The organism is Bradyrhizobium sp. 2TAF36 (genome assembly GCF_052114925.1).
Taxonomy (GTDB): Bacteria; Pseudomonadota; Alphaproteobacteria; order Rhizobiales; family Xanthobacteraceae; genus Bradyrhizobium; species Bradyrhizobium barranii.
This window is the reverse complement of the sequence record NZ_JBFRFR010000049.1, coordinates 26566-51520: the sequence shown is the minus strand read 5'-3', so window position 1 is coordinate 51520 and position 24955 is coordinate 26566. Positions and strand designations below refer to the sequence as shown.

The window sequence follows — 24955 nt, the reverse complement described above, 5'->3', positions numbered from 1 at the left end:
CGGCAAGGCAGTTTCGTTGAACAGGATACCCGAAATGCATCATCTCACGTTCCGCCTGCGAGCCCTTGCCGCGGTTGCGCTCGGCTTCTTGGCCGTGGCGTCCGTTCAGCCCGCGAGGTCCGAGGAGATCCGCATCGGCTATCAAAAATCCTCGACACTAACGGCGATCCTGAAGACGAACGGGGAGCTGGAGAAGGCGCTCGCGCCGCTCGGCGTCACCATCACGTGGCACGAGTTCAGCAGCGGCCTGCCGCTGCTGGAAGCCATCAACATCGGCAGCATCGATTTCGGCGCGGACGTCGCCGACACCGTGCCGATCTTCGCGCAGGCCGCTGGCGCCAAGCTCGCCTATATCGCGGAAGAAGCCGCCTCGCCGGCAGCGCAAGCGATCGTCGTTCCACAGTCTTCAACTATCAAGACCATTGCTGAGCTCAAGGGCAAGAAGATCGCCGTCACCAAGGGCGCCGGCAGCCACTATCTGCTGCTTGCGGCGCTGGCGAAATCCGGACTCAACTTCAAGGACATCACGCCCGCTTATCTGACACCCGCCGACGGCCGCGCTGCGTTCGTTAGCAACAACGTCGATGCCTGGGTGGCCTGGGATCCGTTCCTGACCAGCGCCTTGCACCAGACAAAGGGCCGCATCCTGACGGACGGCAGCAACGGTCTCGCGAGCTACAAGCGCTACTATCTCGCTTCGGCCGCGTATGCGGACAAGCACGCCGAGGTGCTCAACGTGATCTTCGCAAAACTCTCCCAGACGGGAAAATGGGTCAAGGCCCAGCCGAAGGACGCGGCCACATTGCTCGCCGGGCTCTGGGGTATCGACGCCGCGACCGTCGAAGAGGCCAACAGCCACCGCTCCTATCAGGTTGGCGCGGTGACCGGCCCGGGCCTGTCCGAGCAGCAGCGCATTGCGGACGCGTTCCACGCCGAGGGCCTGATCCCCGTGAAGATCGATACCACGGCGATCAAGATCTGGGCGCCGAAGGGGTCCTGACTTCCAGCTTAGGCCGCGCTCAAGCCACGCTGGATGTCCGGCACGGATGCCAGCAGGCTCCTTGTGTAGGCGTGCTGCGGTTGCCTGAGCACGGCCTCGGCGCCACCCTGCTCGACGATGCGGCCGTTCTGGAAGACCAGCACGCGGTCGCACAGATGCTCGATGACGCCGAGATCGTGCGAGATGAACAGCAGCGCCGTTCCGAGCCGCGATTGGAGCTCGGCCAGGAGATCGAGCACCTGGGCCTGGATGCAGATGTCGAGCGCCGAGACCGGCTCGTCGCAGACGATGATGGCGGGTTCAGCCGCTAGCGCCCGCGCGATCGACACCCGCTGACGCTGGCCGCCGGACAATGATCGCGGCACGCGGTCGAGATGATCGGCACTCAGGCCGACCAGTTCGAGCAGCGACACGATCCGGTCCAGGCGCGCGATGCGGCTATCGGCGCTCGGAAGATTTTCCGCAATGATGTTCCTGACGCGATAGCGCGGATCGAAGCTGCTAAGTGCGTCCTGCGGGATGTATTGCAGCTTGCGACGAAGCCGGCGGCGCCCCGCTTCCGCGACCGAGGACCAGGGCTCTCCGAGCAATGTTACCTCACCGTCATCCGGGTCGAGCAGCCCGAGCACGACCTTGGCACAGGTGGATTTTCCCGAGCCGGATTCGCCGACGATACCGACGACCTCGGCGGCCCTGACATCGAAGCTGATGTCCTGCAGGACCACCGACTTCGCCCGTCCGGCGGCTTTCGGCGCAATGAAACTCTTCGAGATCTCCTTGACTTCGAGCACGACCTCGCCTGCCGCCTGTCGCTGCGGCAAGGGCTCCCGCACGATGGAGACCGCCGTCGCATCGCTCGCACCGGGCTCGAACCTCGCCGACGCGAGCCTGGACCCGCGCGACCGCCCCGACGGAATCGCCGCGATCAACTGCCGCGTATAGGGATGGCGCGGATGGGTAAGGACATCGCGAGTCGGCCCACTGTCGACGACCCTGCCGTCGCRCATCACGATGACACGGTCGGCGATGCCGGCGACCACCGCGAGATCGTGACTGATGAGCAGGAGACCCGCCCCCTCCCGGATTCGCTCCGCCAAGACCTGGAGCACCTGCGCCTGGACGGTGACGTCGAGCGAGGTCGTCGGCTCGTCCGCGATAATGAGATCGGGGTCAGCCGCGATCGCCGACGCGATCAGCGCGCGCTGGCGCAGGCCACCGGACAATTGATGCGCATATTGCAGAGCACGATCAGCGGGGTTGGGAATGCCGACCTTGCCGAGCGTCTGCAGCGTCCGGTCCCGGATAGCGCCTGCATCGGTCAGAATGCGATGGCTCGAAATGACCTCGGCAACCTCCTGGCCGATCGTGCGCAAGGGATCGAGCGAGACTAGGGCATCCTGCATGACGAGCCCGGTCACGGTCCCGCGCAGCTTGCGCCAGTCGGCTTCGCCGAAGCTGCGAGCGTCGCGTCCCTTGATCTCGAACCGGTGCACGGCGGTCTTCGCACCGTCGCCGGCGAGATTGAGCAGGCTTCGCGCGGTGATGCTCTTGCCCGACCCGGATTCACCGACCAGGGCAACGCATTCGCCGGGCCTGATCGTCAGATCGAAATCAACAACGATCGGCTTGCCACCATTGGCGCCGGCAAAGCCGATGCTCAGTCCCTGCACCTCGACGATCGGCGCTGCCCGATCTATCTGCGAACCTTCGCTGCTCATGCGAGCCGCCCTTCAAATCTCTGTTGTAGGTGATTGCCGATCACGCTGAAGGCGATCACCGTCGCGGTGATGGCGAGGCCCGGGAAGACTCCAGGCCACCAGGCGACGCGCAGCACATCCCGGCTCTCCGCCAGCATCACGCCCCATTCCGGCGTCGGCGGCTGCGGTCCGAGCCCGAGGAAGCTCAGGCCGGATACGATCAGGATCGTCGAGCCTATATAGACGGTCGCGATGATCGGGATGGCAACAAGAACGTTGGGTAAGACGTGCCGGATGAACACTTGCCAGCGGCTCAACCCGTAGATCGCGGCCTGCGTCACGTAATCGGCATCGCGTATCAGCTGGGTCTGCGCCCGCACCACGCGACCAAATTTCGGGATGCCGGCGATGCCGACCGCGATGGCGATGTTGAGCATGCCTTGGCCGAGGAAGGTCACGATCAGCATGGCGAGCAGCACGCCGGGAAATGACGACAGCATATCGAACAGGCGCGACACGGCCTCATCCAGAATGCGATTGCGCTGGCCCGCGATGATGCCGAGGACAATGCCTGCTCCGAGTCCGACCGCAACACCGCCGAACCCGATCAGGAGCGAGTAGCGCGTTCCGAAGACGGTCCGCGCGAAGACGTCGCGGCCGAGCCGATCGGTCCCGAACAGATGCGCCCAGCCCGGCGGCTTCAGGCCCTCGCTGAAATCGCCGACGAGCGGATCGAAGTGCGTGAACAGCGAAGGCGCGATCGACGCCGCGATCAGGAACGCGACGAAGACGAAGGACAGGACGAGCCCGAACGGCAGACGGCGCCGAACAGCGATTGCAGCCAGAGAATGTGACGCCTCGAAGCCAACGAGGTCTTGCGGGGCCTCGAGCGGTACGGCCGTGTCGAAGGAGCGATGCGACGGCGCGGTCATTGGGCCCTCAATCTCGGGTCGATCAGCACATAGAGGATGTCGAGCAGCGTGGACGCGGCAACGTGGATGAAGGCTGCGAGCAGCACGACGGTGAGCACGACCGGTACGTCGTGGGTCAGCACCGCGCCCAACGTTACCGTGCCGAGGCCTGGCCGGCCGAACACCTTCTCGGTGATGACCGCACCACCGAGCAGGCCGCCGATCAGCCAACCGCCTAGCGTCACCGCCGGCAAAAGAGCGTGCCGCAACACGTGACGCCAGCGAATGACGAGTTCGCCGACGCCGCGCGACCGCACGGTCGTCACGAAGGGCTGGTCGAGCGTCTTCTCCATGGCTTCACGCAGAACCTGCGTCAGCAGGCCGGCGGTCGGCAATGCCAGGGTGATCGCCGGCAGCACGAGGGAATTCCACCCCTCCGCGCCCGATACTGGAAACCAGCGCAGATTGAACGAGAATGCCATCAGCAGGAGGATGCCGAGCCAGAAGACGGGCGTCGAGGCGAACACCAGTTCGACGAACGAGGTCAGCTCGCGCGAGAACCGCCCTCGCCCCGCAGTTAGCAGCGCGATGAAGCCGGCAATCACGATCGCAAGCACGCCGGCCGTGAGCGCAAGCTCGACGGTCGGCAGAAGCTGCGATCCGACGACCTCGATCACCGGCTGGCGCAGCACATAGGACGTGCCGAAATCGCCGCGGAGGATGCGCGACAAGAACTCGACGTATTGCTCGGGCAACGAGCGATCGAGGCCCCATTCGGCTGCGATCGCCTCACGGAGACCGGGATATTCGACGTCACCGGCGAGGATGTCCTGAATGCGGCCGGGCAGCGCATGCAACGCGAGAAACGTTGCTGTCACGCTCGCCCAGGCCACCACCAGGCTGGTGAACAGCCTGGAGACGATGCGAGACCACATGGCCTACTTCTTCGCGATCCAGAAATCGTAGGCGCTGGACGGCGAGTCGAGGCCGGCCTCGAAGCCCAGACCGTTGACGTTGCTCTTCGCCGCCAGGAACCAGCTCGGCGCGAACAACGGCACGATGAAGGCCTGGTCCACACCCCGCTTCTGAATCGCGTCGGTGAGCTGCCGCTTGCGGACGGGATCGGTCGTCCGCAACGACTCGTCGATCTGGCTCGTGATCTCCTGGTCTGGATTGGGAATGTTGGAATAGAGGAAGCCCTTCGATCCCAGCATGTCGCAGAGCTCGCGGGCAGGATCGGACGGATTGTCCGTATTGGGATAGATCACCCAGGTGCCGTTGGCGTTGTTCTTGGCGTATTCGCCCGCCGTGATCAGGCGCAGGTTGAGATCGAGGCCGACATTCTTGCGCAACGCCGCCTGGACGCCCTGGATAAGGATGTCGCGATTGTCGCGCACATAGGGCTGCGGATAGCCGACCTCGATCGAGAGGCGCTTGCCGTCCTTGGTGCGGAAGCCTTCGGAATCGCGGCCAGTCCAGCCGGCTTCGTCGAGCAGCTTGTTGGCGCCAGCAATGTCGTTGCCCCAGGAACCGACCAGTGCCTTGTTATAGGCGGGATTGGCCGGGCCGATGATCGACCAGGCGCGCGGCACGGTGCCGAGATAGACCTGCTTCACGATCGGCTCCAGATCGAAACCGTCGCGCAGCGCGCGGCGCACGCGAACATCGTCCGCCGGCGGGCGCGTGTAGTTGATGTTGAAGGTGAAGGACGTGCTGGCGCCGGACGGGCCGGTCAGCAGCTTGAAGCCCGGCTGCTCCGCGAACAGCGGCGCATCGGTCGGCTGCACGCCCTCGATCAGATCCACCTGCCCCGAGGTCAATGCGCCCGTGCGAACGGCATATTCGGGGAGGAAGCGGAGAGTGACGCGGTCCAGATGAGCAGGTCCGTTATGCGCGGCATTGCCAGGCGCCCAATTATAGGCCGCGTTGCGCGCGAACACCGCGGACTGGCCGCGCGTGTAGCTCTCGAACACGAACGGTCCGGTGCCGGCCAACCCGCGTCCACCTCCGCAGAGATCACCMTTCGCCAGCGATTTCGGCGAGATCAGGCCGAGCTTCGCATTCGAGGTCGACTCCAGGAAACTCGAATCCGGCGTCGACAACACCAGTTTGACCACATAGGGCGAGACCACTTCGGCACGATCGTAGGCCTGGAGCAGCGAGACCGCGGTGACCGCGTTCTCGGGCTTCTTGACGAAATCGTAGTTGGCCTTGACCGCTGCAGCGTCGAACTTCTCGCCGTCGTGGAAGACGACGTCTTCCCTCAGTTTGTATGTGTATTCCTTGCCGTCGGTCGAAATCGACCACTCGGTCGCAAGCCAGGGTGCGAACGTGCCATCCGCCTTCTTCGCGATCAGCGAGTCGATGTAATTGCGGGCCACGAAGAACGCGGCCTGCTGTGACGAATAATGCGGATCGAAGCATGATGGCTCGGTCGTCACGCCCCACCGCAACGCGCCTCCGGAAACCGGCTTGTCTTCGGCATACGCTACATTCGACGCAAGCAAGGCAATCGCCACGCCGCTCACCAGCAAATTATTCTTCTTCATCCGCGTCACTCGCAATCGTTTCTGCTGTTGCCCCTGCAATCGGCGCATCGAACATCATCAATTGAAGGATGACGTACGTTCGCGCTTCATCCGATCTGCACGAGGCGTTATCTCTTGTTGCATCGCGATGTAATTCGTCGTCGCGCGCAAACGCAACATGCAAACGGTCGCGACGACGGCTGCACATGAAGTTTGAAAAATTATTCGAGCCCTCACGCCGACGGTGGATGAAATCGACGACATCGAACGCCAATCCGACAATTCGATGCTGCACGATCGTTGCGCATCGTGACCCGACAACCAGCTGACCTTTGGAATCCCCATGTCGCCACGCCAATTGCACCTGAACGTCAACCTGCTTCACTCCGGCGTATATCCGTCAGCCTGGCGACTGCCCGACAGCGATCCACGCGCCTTCTTCGATCTCGGTCATTATGTGCGCGTGGCTCAGATTGCCGAGCGCGGCAAGTTTGACGCAATCTTTCTGGCGGACTCGCCAGCCGTGAACGACCGCATCGACTACCGGTCGTTCACGTCGATGGAGCCGACCATCGTGCTGGCAACAGTTGCCGCAACGACCAGGCACGTCGGTCTGATTGGAACGGTGTCGACGACCTACAACGAGCCCTACAACATCGCACGCCGTTTCGTGACGCTCGACCACGCCAGCGGCGGCCGCTCGGGATGGAACGCGGTCACCACGGCAGATGCCGCTTCAGGCCGCAATTTCGGTCTGTCGTCGGTAACGGAACACAAGGCACGCTACGAACGCGCCAAGGAGTTCACGGAAGTCGTCCACGCATTGTTCGACAGCTGGGAGGACGACGCCTTTGTGGGCGACAAGGCGAGCGCGCGATTTGTTGATACGTCGAAAGTGCACCCGATCGCGCACCGCGGCCCGCATTACTCGGTGGCAGGACCGCTGAACGTCCCACGCTCACCACAGGGGCGACCGGTCACGGTGCAGGCGGGTGGCTCGAATGACGGGCGCGATTTCGCGGCAGCCTATGCAGAAGCCGTATTCACGCTGGCGCAGAGCATCGAGGAAGGCGTCGCGTATGCGCGCGATCTGCGCGCACGCGCCGCGTCCTATCGTCGTTCCGGCGATCGTGATTCTGCCCGGGCTCGCCACCGTCATCGGCAGCACCGAGGCCGAAGCCAAGCGGCGACAGGACGAGCTCTGGGAACTGGTGCCGATCGAATACAGCCTGGCGCGGTTGGCCGGCACGCTTCAGATCGACCCTACCCTCCTCGAGCTCGACAAGCCCCTGCCGGATCCCCTGCCGCTTCCGGTCAATGCCAACCACACCATGTTCCAAGGCACCGTGAATATCGCACGGCGTGGCAATCTCACAGTCCGACAGCTGATCCGCGCGCTCGGAGGCGGCGTCGGACATCGCATCATCGTCGGCACGCCGGAGCAGATCGCCGACGACATCGAGGCTTGGTTCAAGGCGGGTGCCGCCGACGGTTTCAACCTCATGCCAGACGTACTGCCGTCCGGTCTGGAGACCTTCGTCGATACCGTCGTGCCCATCCTACAGAGTCGCGGGCTGTTCCGCACCGAGTACGCCGGCTCGACGCTGCGCGATCATCTTGGCCTGCAGCGACCAGTGAGCCGATATGCGAAGCGGTCGCTGGAGGTCGCATCAGCCTAGCTGTCCCGACTATCTATCCCAGAGATCGAGCCCGCCCGTCGGCGGGCTTGGCCGATCGCCTGGCCCGCACGCGCGGAATTACGTCGAGTGCAAATCGCCGCATCTCGGCCTCGAACGGCTGGAATTGCAGCATGAAGAGCTCGATGCCGGCCGCATGGAACGCCTCGATGCGCTCCGCCACCTCGTCATAGCTCCCGACCAGCCCCGCGGCGGTACCGCCATTGCTGCCAACGCGCGGCGTCTTCTGCATGGTCTGCATCATCACGACCTTGGGGTCGGTGTTGTGCTTCTGGATCGCCTTCATCGGCGCATCCTTTGCGGCGAGGCTCAGCAACCGCTCGTAAGCGGCCTGCGCCAGCTCCCGGGTTTCGCGTGCGACGACGAAGGCCGACAAGCCGAAACGGAGCGGCGGCGCGGCATCGCGCGGGCGCACTGCGACATCGGCAATCAACCCGGCCACATCCTCCAGCGGCTGGCCATTGATAAACCAGACGTCGCCATGGCCTGCAACGAGGCCGCGCGCCGGCTCGGACTCACCGCCGACATAGATGGCCGGACGCTTGCGATACAGGCTGGTCGGGCGCAGGGCATAGTCCGTGACGTTGAAATGCTCGCCCGCATAATTGAGACGTTCGCCTTCCATGAGGCGCGAGACGACAGATATCCACTCGCGGCCGTAGGCATAGCGAGCGTCATGGTCCGGGAAGCCGATCCCGGCCTTCTCCAGTTCGGGACGGTTCCAGGCATTGACCAGATTGATCGCAAACCGGCCACCGCTGATGTTCTCGATCCCGAGTGCGAGCTTCGCCAGCACCACGGGGTGATAGAGATAGGGCTTGATCGCAGCAATGATCTCGATGCGCTTGGTCAGCGCCGCGATCGCTGCCGCGGCACTCCAGGCCTCGAGCTGATCGAGGTCTTCCTGATGCGGGTTGATGGTGTGCTGCGCGATCAGCGTTGAATCATAACCGAGCTCTTCGGCTGCAAGGATGAGATCGCGATTGCGCTCCCAGGACGCATCATAGGGCTCTTCGGGATCCTGATGCGCCGCGCGCGGCCCATGCACCAGCGCCCAAATGCCGAAGCGAAGAGGTGCAGTCGCCATCGTGCTCTCCTGTGACTTTCTCTCGTCAAGTTCTCGATCGTCGCCTGTTCTCGCCAAGGCCTGACGCAAAATCAAGCACATCCGCCTCAAAAGATTTTCTTTGTCGCGCAGCGGCACCGTGGCGACAGCAGATCACTCCGGAGCGAACGACAATTGAAATAGCGCTCTATTTCTGTCGGCACGATTTCATGGGACATTTTGCGCTGAACAAGGTTTCACGTCTTGAGCAATATCGAACTGAGCCAAATCGACCGCACGACAATCGTCGCTGACAACGCGCCGTCATCGCAAGGCAGCATGAAATCGCCTGCGGCGGCAAGCAAGCTTGGCGCTCGCGGCCTCCAGCTTCTGTCCTGGGTTGCACCCCTGCTGCTCGTTGTCGTTTGGGAAGCACTTGCACAGGCGGGATGGCTTTCGCCGCAGGTGCTGCCTGCACCAAGCAAGGTGATCCGAACGGCGTACAAGCTCGTAACCACCGGGACCCTGTTGAACGATCTCGGCGTCAGCCTGCTGCGTGCCGCGGCGGGCTTTGCGATCGGGTCTGCGGTCGGCGCCACGCTCGGCATCCTTGTCGGCTTCTCACGGATCGCGGAAGCCGCGATCGACCGCAGCGTGCAGATGATCAGGGCCATCCCTTTTCTCGCCGCACTCCCTCTGGTCATCGTCTGGCTGGGCGTCGGCGAGACGCAAAAAATCTTCCTTGTCGCGCTCGGCGTCACGTTCCCGATCTACATCAATACCGTGCTCGGCATCCGCCAGGTTGATCCCAAGCTGCTCGAGCTGGGACGAGTCCAGGGCCTGAGCTCGCTCCAACTGATCCGCCGCATCATTCTTCCCGGCGCGCTGCCGTCGATCCTGACCGGCGTTCGTTATGCTCTTGCCACGGCTTGGCTCGCGCTGGTCGTGGCTGAAACCATCGGCGCGCAGTCGGGGATCGGCTTTCTCGCGATGGATGCGCGCGAATTCCTGCGCACCGATGTGATCGTCCTGACGATCGCAATCTACGCGCTGATCGGCGTCGCGGCCGACGCCATTGCGCGCTTTCTCGAACAGCGCCTCCTCGCCTGGCATCCGAATTACGGAGCAGCGAGGTGAACGTGCACGTCGCTCCGCAGCCTTCCGCGCCGTTCGAATCCGGACCGGCCGTCGTTGTCAGCAACCTCGTCCGCAGCTACGGCAGCCGCGTCGTGATCGAGAAGCTGAACCTGCGCATCGATCGCGGCGAATTCGTCGCCCTGCTCGGCGAGAGCGGGTGCGGCAAGACAACATTGTTGCGGGCGCTGGCCGGGTTGGATCCCATCCAGGGTGGCCGTATCGCGGCGCCCCGCCGGCCGGCCGTGGTGTTTCAGGAGCATCGGCTGCTGCCCTGGGACAATCTCTGGCGCAATGTGGCGCTCGGCTTGCAGGTTCCGGATCCTCGCGAACGCGCCGCCGAAGCGCTCACCGAGGTCGGCCTCGGCGACAGGCTCGACGACTGGCCGCGCAATCTGTCCGGCGGACAAGCCCAGCGCGTCGCGCTCGCCCGCGCGCTGGTGCAGCAGCCCGAGCTTCTGCTGCTCGACGAGCCGTTTGCCGCGCTCGATGCGCTCACCCGTATCCGCATGCACGAGCTGGTCGGCGAGCTGGTGGCCAATCATCAGCCCGGCGTCCTGCTCGTCACCCACGATGTCGACGAAGCCATCGCGCTGGCCGATCGCATCCTCGTGATGCGCGACGGCGCAATCGCCTTCGAGCATCGCGCCGGGCGTGGAAGCTCGGCATCCATCTCGCGCGCCGAACTCCTTAGCGAGCTTGGCGTGGTCTCCCATTCTCCCAGCTAGGTCATCCGGAAGGCAAAAAATGTCCGACTCATCGATCGCCAAACCATCCCGGCGCAGCTTCCTCGGCTCCGCAGCTTTTGGCATTGGCGCGCTCGCCGGCATGAATATCAGCGAATTCGCCCAGGCCGCGCCTGGCCGTACCACCGACACGGTCCGCCTGACCTGGGGCCTGAGCGGCCTCAATCTGATCGCCAAGGAGCGCGGCGAGTTCGAGAAGGTGCTGGCCAAGGATGGCATCAAGGTCGAATGGCTCGGCCCCTTCCCTAATCATGCGCCAACCTTGCAGGCGGTGACCGGCGGCAGCGCAGATTTCAGCTTCGGCGGCAGCACCACGCCTGCGCTCGCCGCTATCATCGCCGGCTCGCCGCTGGTGTTCACCCAGTTCGTGGTCTACGAGCCCCGCACCACGGCGATCATCGCCAAAGACGGGTCCGGCATCGACAAGGTCGAAGACCTCGTCGGCAAGTCGGTCGCGGTCAATCGCTCAGGCCTCGGCGAGTTCCTGCTGGTCGCGGCGCTCGAGAAACACAAGGTCGACCGCTCCGCGGTGAAGTTCGTCTATCTCAATCCTCCTGATGCGGCGCCGGCGCTCGCCTCCGGCAAGGTCGACGCCTGGTCGATGTGGAGCCCTGGCGTCGACATCGCCCGGCTCGAATACAAGGCGCACGACATCTTTCTGGAAGGCCGCGATCTCGAATTCCAGATCGACTACACGTCCTATCTGACCACCCGCAAATTCGCGACCGACAATCCCGCCCTCGTCCGCGCGGTGAACGACGCCTTCCGCGCCGAAGGCAAGTGGATTTCGGAGAACAGCAGGGATGCCGAGTACATCGCCCAGAAGGCGGGGAAATACAGCGATCAGGTCCGCGACCAGTTCATCGCGATGAACCGCAAATACCGCTACTTCGCGGTCAACGACGAGCGCTTCATCAGCGAGCTGCAAAAGGCCGCCGACTGGCTCGCGGCCCGCAAGGTTCTACCCGAGCCGGTCAAGGTGACCGACCATCTCGCCCAGCTCTAATAACAGGCCAACACTATGAACAAGACCGTGTCCGCCCCCTCCCTCGGCACACCCGAACCGCTCAAGACCGGCTCGCCGGAGCTGGAGGCGCTCCTTAACCAGATCGCCGAGGGCGCCAGTGACCGCGAGCGCGACCGCATCCTGCCGTTCGAGGTCATCGATCTCATTCGCCGGGCTCGCCTTGGCGCGTTGCGGCTGCCGTTGGACGCCGGTGGCGCCGGCAGCACGATCCGCGATCTCTTCGCCTTCGTCATTCGCCTCGGCGAGGCCGACGCCAATGTCGCGCATATCCTGCGCAACCATTTCAGCGTGGTCGAGCGCCTGGTGCGTTCCCCCAAGGACGAGCAGAGCCGGCAATGGCAGAAGGCGGTCGCCGAGGGCGCCATCATCGGACTTGCGACGACCGAGCTTGAAAGCCCGCGCGTCGGCAATGTCACGCCCGGGACGACGTTCACGCCCGACGGGAACGGCGATTATCTGCTGAACGGCACCAAATACTACAGCACAGGCACGTTGTACTCGGATTATGTGCTGGTGCGCGCGGCCGATCCGTCCGGAGCGACGGGCGCCACGATCGTGCCGATCAAGCGCGAGGGAATCGAGCTGGTCGACGACTGGGACGGGCTCGGGCAGCGACTTACCGCAACCGGCACGACGCACTTCCGTAACGTCAAGGTCAGGCGCGAGGAAGTGGTGTTCGATACGCCGGACGGCGGTTATGGCGTGCCCTATTCCAACACGTTTGCACAGCTCTTCCTGACGGCGGTCGTTGCCGGCATTGCACGCGCGACGCTGCGCGATGCGACAGCCCTGGTCCGCTCGCGCAAGCGTACGTTTTACTACGCGCCCACCGAGATCCCGACCGACGATCCRCTCCTGCAACAGACGGTCGGCCAGATCGCCAGCGGCGCTTTTGCGGCCGAGACGGTGGTGCTCGCGGCCGCCGAGGCGCTCGACCTTGCAACCGATGCGTTCGACGCCGGCGCGGCGAACGCTACAGAGGCGGCGCACACCGCCGCGCTGCTCTCGGCAAAGGCCAAGATCATCGCCGATGATTTCGCCATCCGAGGTGGCAGCCTGCTGTTCGATGTCGGCGGCGCATCGGCGACCAAGAAGGTCACCAACTTCGACCGTCACTGGCGCAATGCGCGCACGCTCTCTTCGCACAATCCGACCACCTACAAGGCGCGTTCGATCGGCGAACACGAGATCAACGGCACGCCGTTGCCCGCGAAGGGCTTTTTCTGAGAGCGAACAGGCCGATCCACGGCGTCCGATGCGAGGAGCGACAGATGGGAAAGTCCGACATTCATCTTGTCAGCGGCGATGACGAGGTCGAGCATCAGTTTCGAGCCGTGATGCGGCGCCTGGCCGGCGGCGTCACCATCATCACGGCCGGTCGCGACGAGGACATCACCGGCATGACGGTGACGTCCCTGACATCGCTCAGCGCCAGTCCGCCCCGGCTACTAGTCAGCGTCAACCGGCAGGCCTCGTCCTTTGCTCGAATCGCGCGCTACGGCGTATTCGGCGTCAACATTCTGGGATCGGATCAGCAGGCCCTCGCCGGGCGCTTCAGCGACGGAAGCTTGAAGGGCCACGAGCGCTTCGACGGGATCAGATGGTCCGCGGGGGCGGCCGGCGTGCCGCTGCTTGGCGACACTCTCGCAACCATCGAATGCAAGGTCGAGGAAATCATCGAGCGGCACTCGCATGGCATCATCATCGGCAGCCTGTTGAGCTTCGAGCTGTCCCGCGAACTGTCGGGCCTGGTGTACTGGAACGGCCAGTACATCAGGATCACCCATGACTTCGACCTCGACCTCCTCGCCGAGATCAGTATTCCGTTGGCCCATGTCAGATAACCCGCCGGAATCGCCCAGCGGCGGGCGCTGGCAGCTTGACAGGATTGTCGCCGAGCTTCGCCTCTCGCGCGAAGAAACACACAGCATAAGGCGCGACGGAGAGGCGCGACGCGCTCCCTCGCGCGAGGCGCTTCAGGCCATTCTGGATGGCCTCACCGAGGCGCTGTTTCCGAGGCATTACGGTCAGTTCGACCTCGACGGCGAGAATATCGACTATTTCGTCGGCAATCGCCTGAGCATCGCCCTCGACGGCCTTTGCGACCAGATCCACCGCGGCGCACGATTCGTCGGTGACGAGCTGATCCCGGGCTACCGGCGCGAGGACGCGGTCGAGCTGACGCGGCAGTTCGGCGAGCGCCTGCCGGTGGTGCGTGGACTCCTGATCTCCGATCTGAGAGCCGCCTTCGTCGGCGATCCCGCAGCCAGGAACTTTCCGGAGATCCTGATCGGATATCCGGGCATGACGGCGATCATCCATCACCGGCTGGCACATATCCTTGATGGGCTCAATGCGCGCTTGATCGCCCGACTTGTCGCGGAGATCGCTCATACGAGAACCGGGATCGACATTCACCCCGGCGCCAGCATCGGATCCGGCTTCTTCATTGATCACGGGACCGGTGTGGTCATCGGGGAGACCGCAATCATCGGCGACAATGTCCGGATCTATCAGGCCGTGACGCTCGGCGCGCGCCACTTTCCAACCGACGACGATGGCCATCTGATCAAGGGCGATGCACGGCATCCGATCGTCGAGGACGACGTCGTGATTTATGCCGGCGCAACCATCCTCGGGCGGATCACGATCGGCCGAGGCGCGACGATCGGCGGCAACGTCTGGGTCACCCAGGACGTGCCGCCGAACAGCATCGTGACGCAGGCCACCGCCCGCAACAAGCAGGGTTAGGCGGCCGGCGCCTTCCAGCGCATCAGGCGGCGTTCCAGCGTCTCGAGGATCGCGTTGAAGACGAGGCCGATCACGGTAATGCCCAGGATGCCAAAATACATCTGGGGGATCAGGAAGCTGTATTGGCTGTTGATGATGAGATAGCCGAGCCCCGATTTCGCGCCGACCATTTCTGACGCCACCAGGACCAGCATCGCGGATGCGCTCGCCAGACGGATGCCGACGAAGATCGTCGGCAATGATGCCGGCAGGATCACCTTCCGGAACAACTGGCTCGGTGTCGCGCCCATCGTCCGCGCTGACTTGACCAGCAGCGGATCGACCTGGCGCACGGCTGCGATCGTATTGAGAAGTAACGGCCAAGCGCAGCTATAAACCACCATGGTGACCTTCGAGAGCTCACCAATGCCGAGCAGCAGGATGAAAACAGGGAGCAGCGCAAGTGGCGCCGTGTTGCGCGCGATCTCGATGATCTGGTTCAGGAAGTCGCCGAGCCGGGCGTACCATCCCGTCAGCACACCCAACGGCACGAACAGGACAATGGCGATCAGGAAGCCGCTCAGGGCTCGCAGCAGGCTTGCACCGACGTCGTCATAGAGTTCACCGCTCTGCGCGAGCTGCCAGCCCGCTGCGATCACCTCGGAGAACGGCGGCAGGAACGTCACGTCGATCAACCCGAGGCGCGGCGTCGTCTCCCAGACAGCCAGGAACACCAGCAGCAGCAGGGATCGTTGCCCGATGGTGCCGAACCATCGCACCAGGCTGCCCGTCGCGGCGGCAACCGCGCCGGCGCGTGGTCTGACCCGATCCTTCGGACTCCCCTCGGCGAGTTCCAGCAGCGTCAGGATCTCCAGATTAGACATGAGCCAACTCCTTCTTTCCTGCGCGCTCGCCGTCCGGCGCGGGCACCTGGGAGCCCTGCGCCTTCAACACTTCGTCGCGCAGCAAGGACCACACCTCGTGCCTGACCTGCCCGAACTCGGGCAGCGAGCGGACGTCCTCGGTCTCGCTGTGCAGCTCGGCGGGAATATCGACAATCTGCTTGATCCGGCCGGGGCGCGAGGTCATCACGGCCACGCGCTGGCCGAGCACGACGGCCTCGTCGATGCCGTGCGTGATGAACAGGATGGTTTTCCCGGTCCTGCGCCAGATCCGCAGCAGCTCGCCTTGCAGCGTCTCACGCGTCTGTGCGTCGAGCGCGGCAAAGGGCTCGTCCATCAGCAGCACCTCCGGATCGTAGGCAAGGCTTCGCGCGATCGCGACGCGTTGCTTCATGCCGCCGGAAAGTTCGTGCGGATAGCGGTCGGCAAAGCCGGACAGTCCGACCAGATCGAGATAATGCAGGGCCCGCTCGCGCCGCTCCCTGGCTTTGAGACCCGCGATGTCGAGCCCGAACTCAGCGTTCTGCGCGGCTGTGCGCCAGGGAAACAGCGCATATTGCTGGAACACGATACCGCGGTCGCGCGCCGGGCCCTCGATGACCTTGCCATCGAGCAGGACGCGTCCGCTGCTCGGCGCCGTCAGTCCGCCGAGCAGATCCAGCAAGGTCGACTTGCCGCAGCCGCTCGGCCCGACCAGCGCCAGGAATTCGCCGGCACGAACATCCAGCGTGACATCATCGAGCGCGGTGAAGCTCTGCGCCGGCCCGCCATCCTTGCCGCGGACCAGGAACTCCTTGCGGGCGTGCTCGAAGCGGATCTTGGCCATGGTCATTTGGCCTCCGCGGTCTTGCCGGGGCGGAAATGGTTGAACTCGTTGGTATAGATGTCCGATGGCTTGAGCTGGTCCTGCTTCAACAGACCGTCCTTGACCAGCCAGTCGATCCACACCTGGAGCTCAGCATCGCCGATCACCCCGCCCCTGGTCGCGACACCCGTGCTCTTCCAGTATTTGATGGGTGTTGCGTCCTCGTTGCGCTTGCGATCGGCAATGATGCGTTCGAAGCGGGCGCGGACCTCCTCGGGCGGCGTCGTCTGCGCCCAGGCGATGGCACGGGACACGCCCTCGATCAGCTTGCGAGAGGAGTTGGGGTTGTCCTTGATGAACTTGTCCCGCAGCACATAGGACCCGCCGGTGAAGTTTCCGAAGATGTCCGAGTCCGCGAACAGCCTGCGGATGCCGCCGCGCTCCAGCGCCTTGTCGCGCAGCACGCCGTTCAGCGTGCTGACCTCGACCTGCCCCTGCCGCAGCGCCTGCTCACCGGTGACCGGCGGGATTGCAACCAGCGTCACTTGCTTCGCCTCCGCCGGCGTCAGGCCATTGCGGGCCAGATACTCGCGCAGCACGAATTCGAGATGCGCCCCCAGCGTGTTCACCGCGACCTTCTTGCCGATCAGGTCGCGCGCGGTCTTGATCGGACTGTCCTCCTTCACGTAGTAGCCGTTGTAGGTGTTGTCGTCCGAGCCGTAATAGCCGACAACAGCCTTGATCGGCGCCCTGGCTGCGATCAGCTTGATGATCGCGCCATAGAACGCGCCGCCGATATCGATGTCGCCGGTGACGACGGTCTGGATGTCCTGCGGACCGCTGATGGTGTTGCCGACCCATTTGAGCTTGAGCGGCGCGAGATAGCCGAGATCGTCGGCCAGTTCGATGAACGTCACCTGCCCGGCCCAGCCCTGGTAACGAATCTCGGTCTTTTCGAGCTGCGCCTCGGCCATGGCACTGCTGGCGAGAGCCGCCAGGCCGAGGCCGGCCAGACCGAGTTGCCGCCCTCTTGCCCGCAGGCCGGCAACCAGACGACGCAACGCAGAGATAGCGATCTTCATTGTGTTCACTCCATTGCTCGCTTCAGGCGGCCTTCGCCGCCTTGACGCGGGTCACGCTGCTGCGGCCCTCGATGCTGACCGGCACCTCGCCATCGATGGTGGCACGCCGGACCACGCGGTGCTGGTCGCCGTAATCGTTGACCGCGTAGTGCTGGGTCGCGCGATTGTCCCAGATCACCACGTCACCTTGCCGCCAGCTCCAGCGCACGGTGTTCTCGGGTGCGGTGATGTGCGACTGGAACAGGTCGAACAGTTTCTGGCTGTCGTATTTCGAAAGGCCGACAAAGCGCTGGACGAAATTGCCGAGCACCAGCGTCCGTTCCCCGGTTTCGGGATGGACGCGAACGACGGGATGCTCGGTCTCGTAGACGGTCGCCGTGAAGACCTCCTCGAATTGCTTCCGGTCAGCCTCGCTCGCACGGGTCTTGACTGCATAGTCGTAGGCATTGCTGTGCACCGCCCACAGCTCGTCAGCGAGCTTGCGCAGCGGAGCCGGCAGATCCAGATAGGACGCCGCCGTGTTCGACCAGATCGTGTCGCCGCCGAACTCGGGGATCACGACGCCGCGCAAGACTGAGATCTTCGGATAAGCGTCGACGAATGTGACGTCGGTGTGCCACTGGTCGGCGCGCCCGCCTCCGCGCGCGGAGTCAAGTTCGAGGATCGAGGCCGTTCCCTTGGTAGCGCCGACCGTGGGATGTGGCACCAGCTTTCCGAGCCGATGGGCAAAACGCTCCTGCTCGGCATCGTCGAGATGATTCTGGTCACGGAAGAAGATGACTTTGTGCTCGAGCAGCACCTGGTTGATCGCCGCAATCGTCCGATCCGGAAGATCGCCCGAAAGCTTGATGTTCCTGATTTCGGCGCCGATACGGGCCGATCGCTTGACGATATCCGAACGCGGAATGACGTTGTCGATGGTGATTCCGTCTGTCATGTCATCTTCCCCGAGACCGCGATCCATTTGACAAGGCTCCGCCGTTCGCCGATCGCTGCTGCGATGGCGGAGTGAAAGGCAGTGATGTTGCGATCGATCCTCTTGCGAGACCGCCGTCTGCTCTGGCGACAATCGCGTCTGGCGGGATCTTCCCCAGGGGCTGCATCGATGCAGCCCCTTGTTCAGTCACAGGATGCTAACTCAAGGACTTCGGAAATAGCTTCCAAAGTTCGAGGCCGTTAAGAAACAGACGCATCCACGATCATGGCGTGTCCAGTTGCTACTTGCACTCTGCTCTATTCTGCCGCGACGATATTCGGCGACCGCCAGACGGCCGACGCGTAAAGGGCCGGCTCGAAGTCGTCGGCGATCGGCCCGTTGATCCGCGCCTCGTGCGCCGGAAGGTCGTCAAGGAACAGATCCCTGCTGATCCGCGCCACGACGCCCGGAATATCGCGCTTGAAGCTCGGCACGTCCCCAATCGGCAGGCCGAAGCTGACGAATGCCGCGGGGTTGAACACGTGGATGTTCCGCAAGTAAGGCGCGCGGCCGGGCCCCTTCTCCAGGAATTCATGGCCCGCACCGAGATAAGGGTGTGCGCCCAGGGCCTCGTCCTGCTCGTCCGCGGCCGGAGAATAGCGGTCGCGCCATAGCAGGATCTCGTCGGAGAAGGCGGCGAGCTCAGGCCGCTTCGCCAGATCGACCTGGTAGCCCGTACCGGCGATGACGAAATCGAATGCGATATCGCCCTGCGGCGTGGTCGCGAGCAGCCGCCGTCCGAACGGCTTGGCTGACGTCCACGACGCTGCCAGATGAAGGTGGAAGTTGGGGAACTTGACCGCACGCGCGATTGCATCGGGCGCCGGCGTCGATCCCGCGCGACGGAAGCGAATGGCCTGATGCCAGCGCACCGCGTCCGGGAGCGCCCCGTAATTGTCGTATGCGCCCGGATATCCACGCGTCCTGATCACCGGCTCCGAGGCCACCCTGCCGCGGCGTGCAAAGAGATGCACCTCCCTCGCCCCTGCTTCGAGCGCAACTGCCGCGGCATCGAACGCGGAGGCCGCACTGCCCAGCACCGCGACCGACTTGTCGCGGAGCCTGTCGAAATCGATCGCCTCCAACGTATGCGCGTAAAGCTCCTTTGACAGATTGCGGGAGAGCACGTCGGGGACGGACGGACCGCCGTTGCTTGGGAAACCGCTGGCAAGGATGATCTTGCGGGCCGTTTCCGTCTTCGCTTCGCCCGCAATATCGAGATGAAGCCGCAGGTGGTCCTGCGCCGGTTCGATACGAACAAGCTTGGTACGATAGCGCACCTCGATGCCGAGCGTGTTGCGATACCAGTCGAGGTAGGCGGCCCAATCCACGCGAGCAATACGATCGATCGCTTCATATGCGACCGCGCCATGGCGGGCTTCATACCAAGCCTGAAAACTCAGCCCCGGCAGACCAAGCTCCGGTCCGGGCAGCCCCTTCGGCGTGCGCAGCTTGTGCATGCGCGCGCTGCTCAGCCATGGACCGGACGACGCCGCGTCATGTGATGCATCGATCACCGTGACACTGCCGATGCCGGCACGGCGCAATGCAAAGGCGAAAGCGCTTCCGGATTGCCCGCCCCCGATGATGGCGACGTTGTGGTCGCCCCCATGACGATCCGGAACCCAGTTCTGCGGATCTGGACCAATCAGACGCAGGGTTTCGCGAGCCGCGTCATTGACATCAGACTGAAACATGTTGCACCCGGATTTGTCTGCATCAGATGCGACCAAATCGTAGAAGCCAACGACACTCAGTCAATGAAATGGAATCGGTTTTGTTTTGCGGCCCGAACAACGAACAGACCGCGAGGTCACGCGGCGTTGAAAGATTTGCGCCGACAGCGGCGCGAGCCAGAAGACACGACCGGCCATTCGCTCGCCAGATCGACTTTCAGTTGAGACGATCGGTTCGCGACGTTATCTACTGAATGCGCTCCCGCCGCTAGATTCATGCTCGCATCGCACCGAACAACGCAAATCCATTTCATCGACTTTTCTCACCCCGACAACATAGAGTTCGTCTCGATCAAGCCGTCTCGACGGCTCGTTGGAGATTTTGGAAAGCACGATGTCGACCGCCGGCGTCATCAGCCTTGAACGGGACACGCCCGAGCTTGCACGGACCTACGAGCAGGCTGGCGTCCTCCAGTTTCACCATGGTAAATTCCTCATCGGGCCGCTGGCTTTGAAGTCCGGGGATCGCGTGCTCGATATCGGCGCCGGCACCGGCCGCCTGACCGAATTCGTCGCGGGACTTGTCGGCCCGACCGGGCGCGTGATCGGCATCGACCCGTTGGAGAACCGGGTCACCATCGCGCGTCTGCGCGCCTCGGGGACGCTGACCTTCGATGTCGGCCGTGCCGAGGACCTTTCGCGCTTTGGACCCGCGGAATTCGACGCCGTCTACCTCAACAGCGTCTTCCACTGGATCGCGGACAAGCGGCAGGCGCTGCGCGAGATCGAACGCGTCCTCAGGCCGGGCGGCCGGATCGGGCTGAACGTTCAGGATCCGACCAAACCTCACGAGTCGCGAACCCTGCTCCGCCAGGCGATCGAACAGGCCGGCTTCGGCGAGAGAAGCAGCGAGCCGCATCGCGTGCTCGGAGCAAGCGACGACGAGCTCAGAGCCCTGTTCGCCGAGGTCGGGTTCGTCGATTACCGAAGCGACCTGCGCTCGCTCGTCGATCTGCACGGCGACGTGACGTCGGTGCTGGGATGGTCCGAGGCCAGCGCCTTCGGCAACTTCCTTGGCAGCTTTTCGCCGGCGGAGCGGGCAGCGATCGACGCGGCCTTTGCAGCGCTAGTCGAGGCGAGGCGTACCCCGGAGGGCCTGCGCCTGGAGCGATATCTGCGTTTCGCCTTCGCGCGAAAGCCGAGGTCGCGAACGGCTCCATCCGCCTCCTAATTTCTCCGGCAATCGCATCTGGACATTCGAACCATGGGCAATCAACGGCAGCTTGTTCTCAATCTCTTCATCTATCCCGGCGGCCACCACGAAGCCGCGTGGCGCTACAAGGGATCGTCGGCGGAACGCATCCTCGACATCACCTTTTACCAGGAGCTGGCGCAGCGGGCCGAGGCCAGTAAATTCGACGCCATCTTCTTTGCCGACGGTCCGGCCCTCGCCGACAACGTTCGCTATGCCCAGCGCTTTCGCTTCGAGCCGATCACCTGGCTGGCTGCGATTGCCGCAGTGACGAAACGCATCGGCCTCATCGCAACCGCGTCGACCACTTATACCGAGCCTTACAACCTCGCGCGCCTGTTCGCCTCGCTCGACCATCTGAGCCAGGGTCGCGCCGGCTGGAATATCGTGACGACCAGTGCGCCACAAGCAGCGCAGAACTTTGGCCTGCCCGAACACCCCCCGCATCACGAACGCTACGAGCGCGCCCGCGAATATCTCGACGTGATCTCGCGGCTCTGGGACAGCTGGGAGGATGACGCGCTCGTCAACGACCCCATCTCGGGCATTTTTGCCGATACCAACAAGATCCACACGCTCGACCATGTCGGCCAACACTTTCGCGTGCGCGGCCCGCTCAACATTTCGCGCGTGCCGCAAGGCCGGCCGGTCTATGTCCAGGCCGGCGCCTCCGACGACGGCCGTGCCTTCGCCGCCCACTTTGCGGAGGCGATCTTTACCGCGCATCAAACCGTGGACTCGGCGAAGGCGTTCTATACCGACATCAAGCGCCAGGCCCGCGCCTTCGACCGCGGTCCGGATGAGATCAAGATCCTGCCGGGCATTAGCCCTTTCATCGGCAGCACGCAGTCCGAGGCGGACCGGCTCCAAGAAGAATTCAACGCGCTGATCCAACCGGAATATTCCCTGACCCAGCTGCGCCAAATGATCGGCGTCGATCTCACCGGATATGATCTCGACGGCCCCGTCCCGCGCCATCTCATCGACACCGCGAGCGCGCGCGGCGTTGCCAGCCGCTTCAAGCTGGTGGTCGACATCGTCGATCGTGAGAAACCGACGATCCGGCAGCTGGTGCAGCGCCTCGCCGGCGCGCGCGGCCACTGGGTGATTGCGGGCACACCGGAAAAGATCGCCGACAACATCCAGACCTGGTTCGAGGGCGGTGCGGCGGACGGATTCAACGTGATGCCGCCCTGGCTGCCCGGCGGCTTCGACGTCTTCGCCGAGCAGGTCGTCCCGATCCTGCGCAAGCGCGGCCTGTTCCGTGAGGACTACACCGGTACGACCCTGCGCGAGCATTACGGCCTGGCGCGTCCCGCCAGCATCTACTCCAACGCGGTCAAGGCGATCGCCTGACACCGCTTCCGCACTGACATCCCAACTCAAGACCAGTAAGAAGACATGAAGACAGCGTTGTTTCTCCTCTCCGGCCTTTTGGCTCTTTCCCCTTTCGCCGCCGAAGACGCCTTGGCACAGCAGCCCGCGAAGCCGGAGCTCCGGGTCGGCTTCGTGCCGGGACCGTATATCGACGAGTTCAAGATCGGCGTCGAGCCCGAGCTGAAGAAGAAGGGCTACAAGATCCGCTATGTCGAGTTCTCGACAGGCCTTGAAGCCAACAATGCGGTATTCAAATCCGAGATCGACGCCAATGTGATGCAACACACGATCTTTCTCGATTCCTACAACGAGCGGCAGAAGACTGATCTCGTCGGCATCGTCCACGTCCCCACCCCGCCGATGGGCCTCTATTCGAAGAAGCATCCGCTGGGCACGCCGATCAAGCCGGGCTCGAGCGTCGCCGTGCCGAACGATCCGGTCAATCTGCAGCGCGCGCTGTGGGTGCTGCGTGACCTCGGCCTGATCGAGATCCGTGATAGCAAGTCGGTCGACGTCACCGAGCTCGATGTCATCAAAAATCCCGGCGGCATCAAGATCGTGCCGCTCGAGGCCGCACAGGCGCCACGGGCGCTCGACGACGTCGATTTCGCCGCCGTACAGGGCAATTTCGCGATCTTCAGCGGGCTGAAGCTGACCAGTGCCTTTGCGCTGGAGAAGATGACCACGCCCTACATCAACGTGCTCGCGGTGAAGAAGGCTAACGCCAATGCCGAATGGGCCCAGGACATCGTCGCCGGTTACAAGTCGCCGACGTTCAAGACGGCAATCCGGGCCGACCGGTTCTATGACGGCTTCACTTTGCCCGACTACATGAAGTGAGGGGATCGCATGTTCGATTTCACGCTTGAATGGGCCAGCCGCCGCTCCGCCGCCGAGCGCGCGATCGACGCGCGGGCGATGACCGACAAGCTTCGTTTCCAGGAGGCTTTCGTCCTCCCGCTGGTCTTGCTGATCACCTTCCTGTTCGCACTGGGCATCATGACAGGAGCTCATTTGAACGGACGAGCAAACCACGCTTTGCCGTATCTCGTGTCGGGGGGCATGGGTATGCCCATGCTCTATCCCGCATCGGAGTCCTGTCGCAGGCCATCGAACCTCGGTTCCCTGCCGCGACTCCGGCAGGCTGAAGTGCTTGCGCTACTGACGGCCGACTAGCGGCAAGACTATGCCTTCCATGCTTTCGGCGCGGCGGTGGACATCAAAATCATCCATCTCAGCCGAGCATCGTGGAATTTTCCAGCCGCGCTCGCGACGACGCCAGCATGATTCAACCAAACTGATTCCGACGAGTGTGTAGCAATGTTCAATTCAACCCCTGCCGTGATAGCTTTTCCGGGTTCTCGTCCTACACCGTCGTCCGGAGTGAACATGCGCTACGTCATCTCGCTGCATTCAGGCTTCGCTCGTTTGATCGAACAGGCACGTGGATGGTTCCGGCGCTCGCTGCGGCTACGGACAGGCGGCTCGGACAACACGCAGGACGATCTCTACGAGATCTTCCTGTTCGGGCCCCACGGCTGACGCCCGGCAACGCGTCCAACTTTTCATCACACTGAGGTCTATGACATGACCGACGCTGCGTTGCAGCTCGCCGAGACTGGCCGCCGCCTCGACGCCATCGACCGCAAGATCCTGACGGTGCTTCAGGAGGATGCTTCGCTCTCCGTGGCCGAAATCGGCGACCGGGTCGGCCTGTCGTCCACGCCCTGCTGGAAGCGCATTCAGCGGCTCGAAGCCGACGGTGTCATCGTCAAGCGCGTTGCGCTGGTGGACCAAAACAAGATTGGCCTCGGCCTTTCGGTGTTCGTCTCGGTGGAGAGCGCGGATCACTCCGACGTCTGGCTGAAGCGTTTCGCCTCAGCAGTCAGCGCAATGCCCGAGGTGATGGAATTCTACCGGATGGCCGGCGACGTCGACTACATGCTGCGCGTCGTCATTCCGGACATGCCGAGCTACGACGTGTTCTACAAGAAGCTGATCCACGCCGTCCCGCTCAAGAACGTCACCTCGCGCTTCGCGATGGAGAAGATCAAGTCGATCACGGCGCTGCCGATTCCAGCGGCTGTGACGGTGGAATAAATGCTGACGAACCGCGAGCCTATGTCACGCGACGAGTTTGCCGATAGCGCACCAAAGCATCCCGACTGACGCTACCCCCTTGGACTAGAGTTTTTTGGTGAACCTACCAACGGACAGTTGCCATCGCCTGTCGCCACGCCACATATCCCGCTGCTCTCAGACATCGCGCGGCCTGCTGGAAGAGCGCTTAGTCCACTTTTCAATGTCTGCTCACAGTGGCCTTGATGGGATTTTTCTTGATCTCCCGGTGCACACCAGCGCTCGGCTTTC

At 63.5% G+C, this 24955-nt stretch carries 24 protein-coding genes and 1 pseudogene; 14 read left to right on the top strand and 11 right to left on the bottom strand.

What is annotated here, in order from left to right; translation table 11 throughout:
* Nucleotides 1–34: 34 nt before the first annotated feature.
* Nucleotides 35–1000 (top strand): aliphatic sulfonate ABC transporter substrate-binding protein, encoded by a 966-nt coding sequence (locus tag AB4Z51_RS26965; protein WP_439034511.1) that lies wholly within the window; start codon nt 35–37, stop codon nt 998–1000.
* Between the two features lie 8 nt (nt 1001–1008).
* Here AB4Z51_RS26965 and nikE read toward each other — a convergent pair whose 3' ends face one another.
* From nikE to AB4Z51_RS26940, 5 genes are read right to left on the bottom strand one after another with little or no spacing between them, the layout of a single operon-like run.
* The gene (nikE, locus tag AB4Z51_RS26960; protein WP_441498342.1) at nt 1009–2718 is read right to left on the bottom strand and encodes a nickel ABC transporter ATP-binding protein NikE; all 1710 of its coding nucleotides are present in this window, start codon (nt 2716–2718) and stop codon (nt 1009–1011) included.
* On the bottom strand, nt 2715–3629 hold the full coding sequence (locus tag AB4Z51_RS26955; protein WP_439034509.1) for an ABC transporter permease: 915 nt from the start codon (nt 3627–3629) through the stop codon (nt 2715–2717). Before AB4Z51_RS26955 ends, nikE begins: the two co-directional genes overlap by 4 nt.
* Entirely contained in the window at nt 3626–4543 is a 918-nt protein-coding gene (locus AB4Z51_RS26950; RefSeq protein ID WP_439034508.1) for an ABC transporter permease, read from the bottom strand. Before AB4Z51_RS26950 ends, AB4Z51_RS26955 begins: the two co-directional genes overlap by 4 nt.
* 3 nt (nt 4544–4546) lie before the next feature.
* Complete coding sequence (locus AB4Z51_RS26945; RefSeq protein WP_441498341.1) at nt 4547–6157, bottom strand: ABC transporter substrate-binding protein; 1611 nt, start codon at nt 6155–6157, stop codon at nt 4547–4549.
* On the bottom strand, nt 6144–6521 hold the full coding sequence (locus tag AB4Z51_RS26940) for a hypothetical protein (protein ID WP_439035790.1): 378 nt from the start codon (nt 6519–6521) through the stop codon (nt 6144–6146). Before AB4Z51_RS26940 ends, AB4Z51_RS26945 begins: the two co-directional genes overlap by 14 nt.
* Between AB4Z51_RS26940 and AB4Z51_RS26935 the strand changes: the two are divergent.
* Nucleotides 6480–7815, top strand: a pseudogene (locus AB4Z51_RS26935) (LLM class flavin-dependent oxidoreductase). The gene AB4Z51_RS26940 and the pseudogene AB4Z51_RS26935 overlap by 42 nt on opposite strands.
* Before the next feature lie 13 nt (nt 7816–7828).
* Here the strand turns inward: AB4Z51_RS26935 and AB4Z51_RS26930 are convergent.
* Nucleotides 7829–8920: an LLM class flavin-dependent oxidoreductase gene (locus tag AB4Z51_RS26930; RefSeq protein WP_441268403.1), complete on the bottom strand. Its 1092-nt coding sequence runs from the start codon at nt 8918–8920 to the stop codon at nt 7829–7831.
* Between the two features lie 297 nt (nt 8921–9217).
* Here AB4Z51_RS26930 and AB4Z51_RS26925 point away from each other — a divergent pair, with 297 nt between their 5' ends.
* The 6 genes from AB4Z51_RS26925 to epsC are packed head-to-tail and all read left to right on the top strand — an operon-like array spanning nt 9218 to nt 14536.
* Entirely contained in the window at nt 9218–10015 is a 798-nt protein-coding gene (locus AB4Z51_RS26925; RefSeq protein ID WP_208089367.1) for an ABC transporter permease subunit, read from the top strand.
* Entirely contained in the window at nt 10012–10740 is a 729-nt protein-coding gene (locus AB4Z51_RS26920) for an ABC transporter ATP-binding protein (protein ID WP_441498340.1), read from the top strand. Before AB4Z51_RS26925 ends, AB4Z51_RS26920 begins: the two co-directional genes overlap by 4 nt.
* A gap of 19 nt (nt 10741–10759) precedes the next feature.
* Nucleotides 10760–11764, top strand: coding sequence for an NrtA/SsuA/CpmA family ABC transporter substrate-binding protein (locus AB4Z51_RS26915; RefSeq protein ID WP_208086070.1), 1005 nt, complete (start codon nt 10760–10762; stop codon nt 11762–11764).
* Between the two features lie 15 nt (nt 11765–11779).
* Nucleotides 11780–13012, top strand: coding sequence for an acyl-CoA dehydrogenase family protein (locus AB4Z51_RS26910; protein ID WP_439034505.1), 1233 nt, complete (start codon nt 11780–11782; stop codon nt 13010–13012).
* 44 nt (nt 13013–13056) lie between these two features.
* Nucleotides 13057–13629 (top strand): flavin reductase family protein, encoded by a 573-nt coding sequence (locus AB4Z51_RS26905; RefSeq protein WP_085404163.1) that lies wholly within the window; start codon nt 13057–13059, stop codon nt 13627–13629.
* Nucleotides 13619–14536 (top strand): serine O-acetyltransferase EpsC, encoded by a 918-nt coding sequence (gene epsC / locus AB4Z51_RS26900; RefSeq protein ID WP_166352076.1) that lies wholly within the window; start codon nt 13619–13621, stop codon nt 14534–14536. The genes AB4Z51_RS26905 and epsC overlap by 11 nt, the downstream gene beginning before the upstream one ends.
* On the opposite strand, the gene AB4Z51_RS26895 is transcribed toward epsC, so the two are convergent.
* The 5 genes from AB4Z51_RS26895 to AB4Z51_RS26875 all read right to left on the bottom strand — a co-directional run bounded on the left by AB4Z51_RS26895 (nt 14533) and on the right by AB4Z51_RS26875 (nt 19977).
* On the bottom strand, nt 14533–15399 hold the full coding sequence (locus tag AB4Z51_RS26895; RefSeq protein ID WP_063984176.1) for an ABC transporter permease: 867 nt from the start codon (nt 15397–15399) through the stop codon (nt 14533–14535). The two genes, epsC and AB4Z51_RS26895, sit on opposite strands and share 4 nt — an antisense overlap.
* Nucleotides 15392–16249 (bottom strand): ABC transporter ATP-binding protein, encoded by an 858-nt coding sequence (locus AB4Z51_RS26890; protein WP_439034504.1) that lies wholly within the window; start codon nt 16247–16249, stop codon nt 15392–15394. The genes AB4Z51_RS26895 and AB4Z51_RS26890 overlap by 8 nt, the downstream gene beginning before the upstream one ends.
* The gene (locus tag AB4Z51_RS26885; protein WP_439034503.1) at nt 16246–17304 is read right to left on the bottom strand and encodes an ABC transporter substrate-binding protein; all 1059 of its coding nucleotides are present in this window, start codon (nt 17302–17304) and stop codon (nt 16246–16248) included. Before AB4Z51_RS26885 ends, AB4Z51_RS26890 begins: the two co-directional genes overlap by 4 nt.
* 22 nt (nt 17305–17326) lie before the next feature.
* Nucleotides 17327–18241, bottom strand: coding sequence for a TauD/TfdA dioxygenase family protein (locus tag AB4Z51_RS26880; protein WP_441268404.1), 915 nt, complete (start codon nt 18239–18241; stop codon nt 17327–17329).
* 296 nt (nt 18242–18537) lie between these two features.
* Entirely contained in the window at nt 18538–19977 is a 1440-nt protein-coding gene (locus AB4Z51_RS26875; protein WP_441498339.1) for an FAD-dependent oxidoreductase, read from the bottom strand.
* Nucleotides 19978–20350: 373 nt separating this feature from the next.
* Between AB4Z51_RS26875 and AB4Z51_RS26870 the strand changes: the two genes are divergently transcribed.
* The 6 genes from AB4Z51_RS26870 (at nt 20351) to AB4Z51_RS26845 (ending at nt 24685) form a co-directional block, all read left to right on the top strand.
* Complete coding sequence (locus tag AB4Z51_RS26870; protein ID WP_439034500.1) at nt 20351–21187, top strand: class I SAM-dependent methyltransferase; 837 nt, start codon at nt 20351–20353, stop codon at nt 21185–21187.
* A gap of 33 nt (nt 21188–21220) precedes the next feature.
* Nucleotides 21221–22564 (top strand): LLM class flavin-dependent oxidoreductase, encoded by a 1344-nt coding sequence (locus AB4Z51_RS26865; RefSeq protein WP_441268405.1) that lies wholly within the window; start codon nt 21221–21223, stop codon nt 22562–22564.
* 45 nt (nt 22565–22609) lie between these two features.
* Complete coding sequence (locus AB4Z51_RS26860) at nt 22610–23425, top strand: MetQ/NlpA family ABC transporter substrate-binding protein (protein WP_439034498.1); 816 nt, start codon at nt 22610–22612, stop codon at nt 23423–23425.
* 9 nt (nt 23426–23434) lie between these two features.
* Nucleotides 23435–23761 carry a hypothetical protein gene (locus tag AB4Z51_RS26855; RefSeq protein WP_439034497.1) on the top strand — a complete coding sequence of 109 codons (327 nt, stop codon included), beginning with the start codon at nt 23435–23437 and terminating at the stop codon, nt 23759–23761.
* A 213-nt stretch (nt 23762–23974) separates the two neighbouring features.
* The gene (locus AB4Z51_RS26850; protein ID WP_439034496.1) at nt 23975–24127 is read left to right on the top strand and encodes a hypothetical protein; all 153 of its coding nucleotides are present in this window, start codon (nt 23975–23977) and stop codon (nt 24125–24127) included.
* 45 nt (nt 24128–24172) lie between these two features.
* Nucleotides 24173–24685 carry an Lrp/AsnC family transcriptional regulator gene (locus tag AB4Z51_RS26845; RefSeq protein ID WP_441268406.1) on the top strand — a complete coding sequence of 171 codons (513 nt, stop codon included), beginning with the start codon at nt 24173–24175 and terminating at the stop codon, nt 24683–24685.
* The last annotated feature ends 270 nt before the right edge of the window (nt 24686–24955 follow it).

Coding starts and splice junctions, on each gene's coding strand:
- AB4Z51_RS26950 (WP_439034508.1), bottom strand. CDS start 4,543: ATGTGGTCTCGCATCGTCTCCAGGCTGTTCACCAGCCTGGTGGTGGCC.
- AB4Z51_RS26865 (WP_441268405.1), top strand. CDS start 21,221: ATGGGCAATCAACGGCAGCTTGTTCTCAATCTCTTCATCTATCCCGGC.
- AB4Z51_RS26895 (WP_063984176.1), bottom strand. CDS start 15,399: ATGTCTAATCTGGAGATCCTGACGCTGCTGGAACTCGCCGAGGGGAGT.
- AB4Z51_RS26965 (WP_439034511.1), top strand. CDS start 35: ATGCATCATCTCACGTTCCGCCTGCGAGCCCTTGCCGCGGTTGCGCTC.
- AB4Z51_RS26875 (WP_441498339.1), bottom strand. CDS start 19,977: ATGTTTCAGTCTGATGTCAATGACGCGGCTCGCGAAACCCTGCGTCTG.
- AB4Z51_RS26880 (WP_441268404.1), bottom strand. CDS start 18,241: ATGACAGACGGAATCACCATCGACAACGTCATTCCGCGTTCGGATATC.
- AB4Z51_RS26925 (WP_208089367.1), top strand. CDS start 9,218: ATGAAATCGCCTGCGGCGGCAAGCAAGCTTGGCGCTCGCGGCCTCCAG.
- AB4Z51_RS26860 (WP_439034498.1), top strand. CDS start 22,610: ATGAAGACAGCGTTGTTTCTCCTCTCCGGCCTTTTGGCTCTTTCCCCT.
- AB4Z51_RS26855 (WP_439034497.1), top strand. CDS start 23,435: ATGTTCGATTTCACGCTTGAATGGGCCAGCCGCCGCTCCGCCGCCGAG.
- AB4Z51_RS26905 (WP_085404163.1), top strand. CDS start 13,057: ATGGGAAAGTCCGACATTCATCTTGTCAGCGGCGATGACGAGGTCGAG.
- AB4Z51_RS26930 (WP_441268403.1), bottom strand. CDS start 8,920: ATGGCGACTGCACCTCTTCGCTTCGGCATTTGGGCGCTGGTGCATGGG.
- epsC (WP_166352076.1), top strand. CDS start 13,619: ATGTCAGATAACCCGCCGGAATCGCCCAGCGGCGGGCGCTGGCAGCTT.
- AB4Z51_RS26915 (WP_208086070.1), top strand. CDS start 10,760: ATGTCCGACTCATCGATCGCCAAACCATCCCGGCGCAGCTTCCTCGGC.
- AB4Z51_RS26955 (WP_439034509.1), bottom strand. CDS start 3,629: ATGACCGCGCCGTCGCATCGCTCCTTCGACACGGCCGTACCGCTCGAG.
- AB4Z51_RS26885 (WP_439034503.1), bottom strand. CDS start 17,304: ATGAAGATCGCTATCTCTGCGTTGCGTCGTCTGGTTGCCGGCCTGCGG.
- AB4Z51_RS26870 (WP_439034500.1), top strand. CDS start 20,351: ATGTCGACCGCCGGCGTCATCAGCCTTGAACGGGACACGCCCGAGCTT.
- AB4Z51_RS26890 (WP_439034504.1), bottom strand. CDS start 16,249: ATGACCATGGCCAAGATCCGCTTCGAGCACGCCCGCAAGGAGTTCCTG.
- AB4Z51_RS26845 (WP_441268406.1), top strand. CDS start 24,173: ATGACCGACGCTGCGTTGCAGCTCGCCGAGACTGGCCGCCGCCTCGAC.
- AB4Z51_RS26850 (WP_439034496.1), top strand. CDS start 23,975: ATGCGCTACGTCATCTCGCTGCATTCAGGCTTCGCTCGTTTGATCGAA.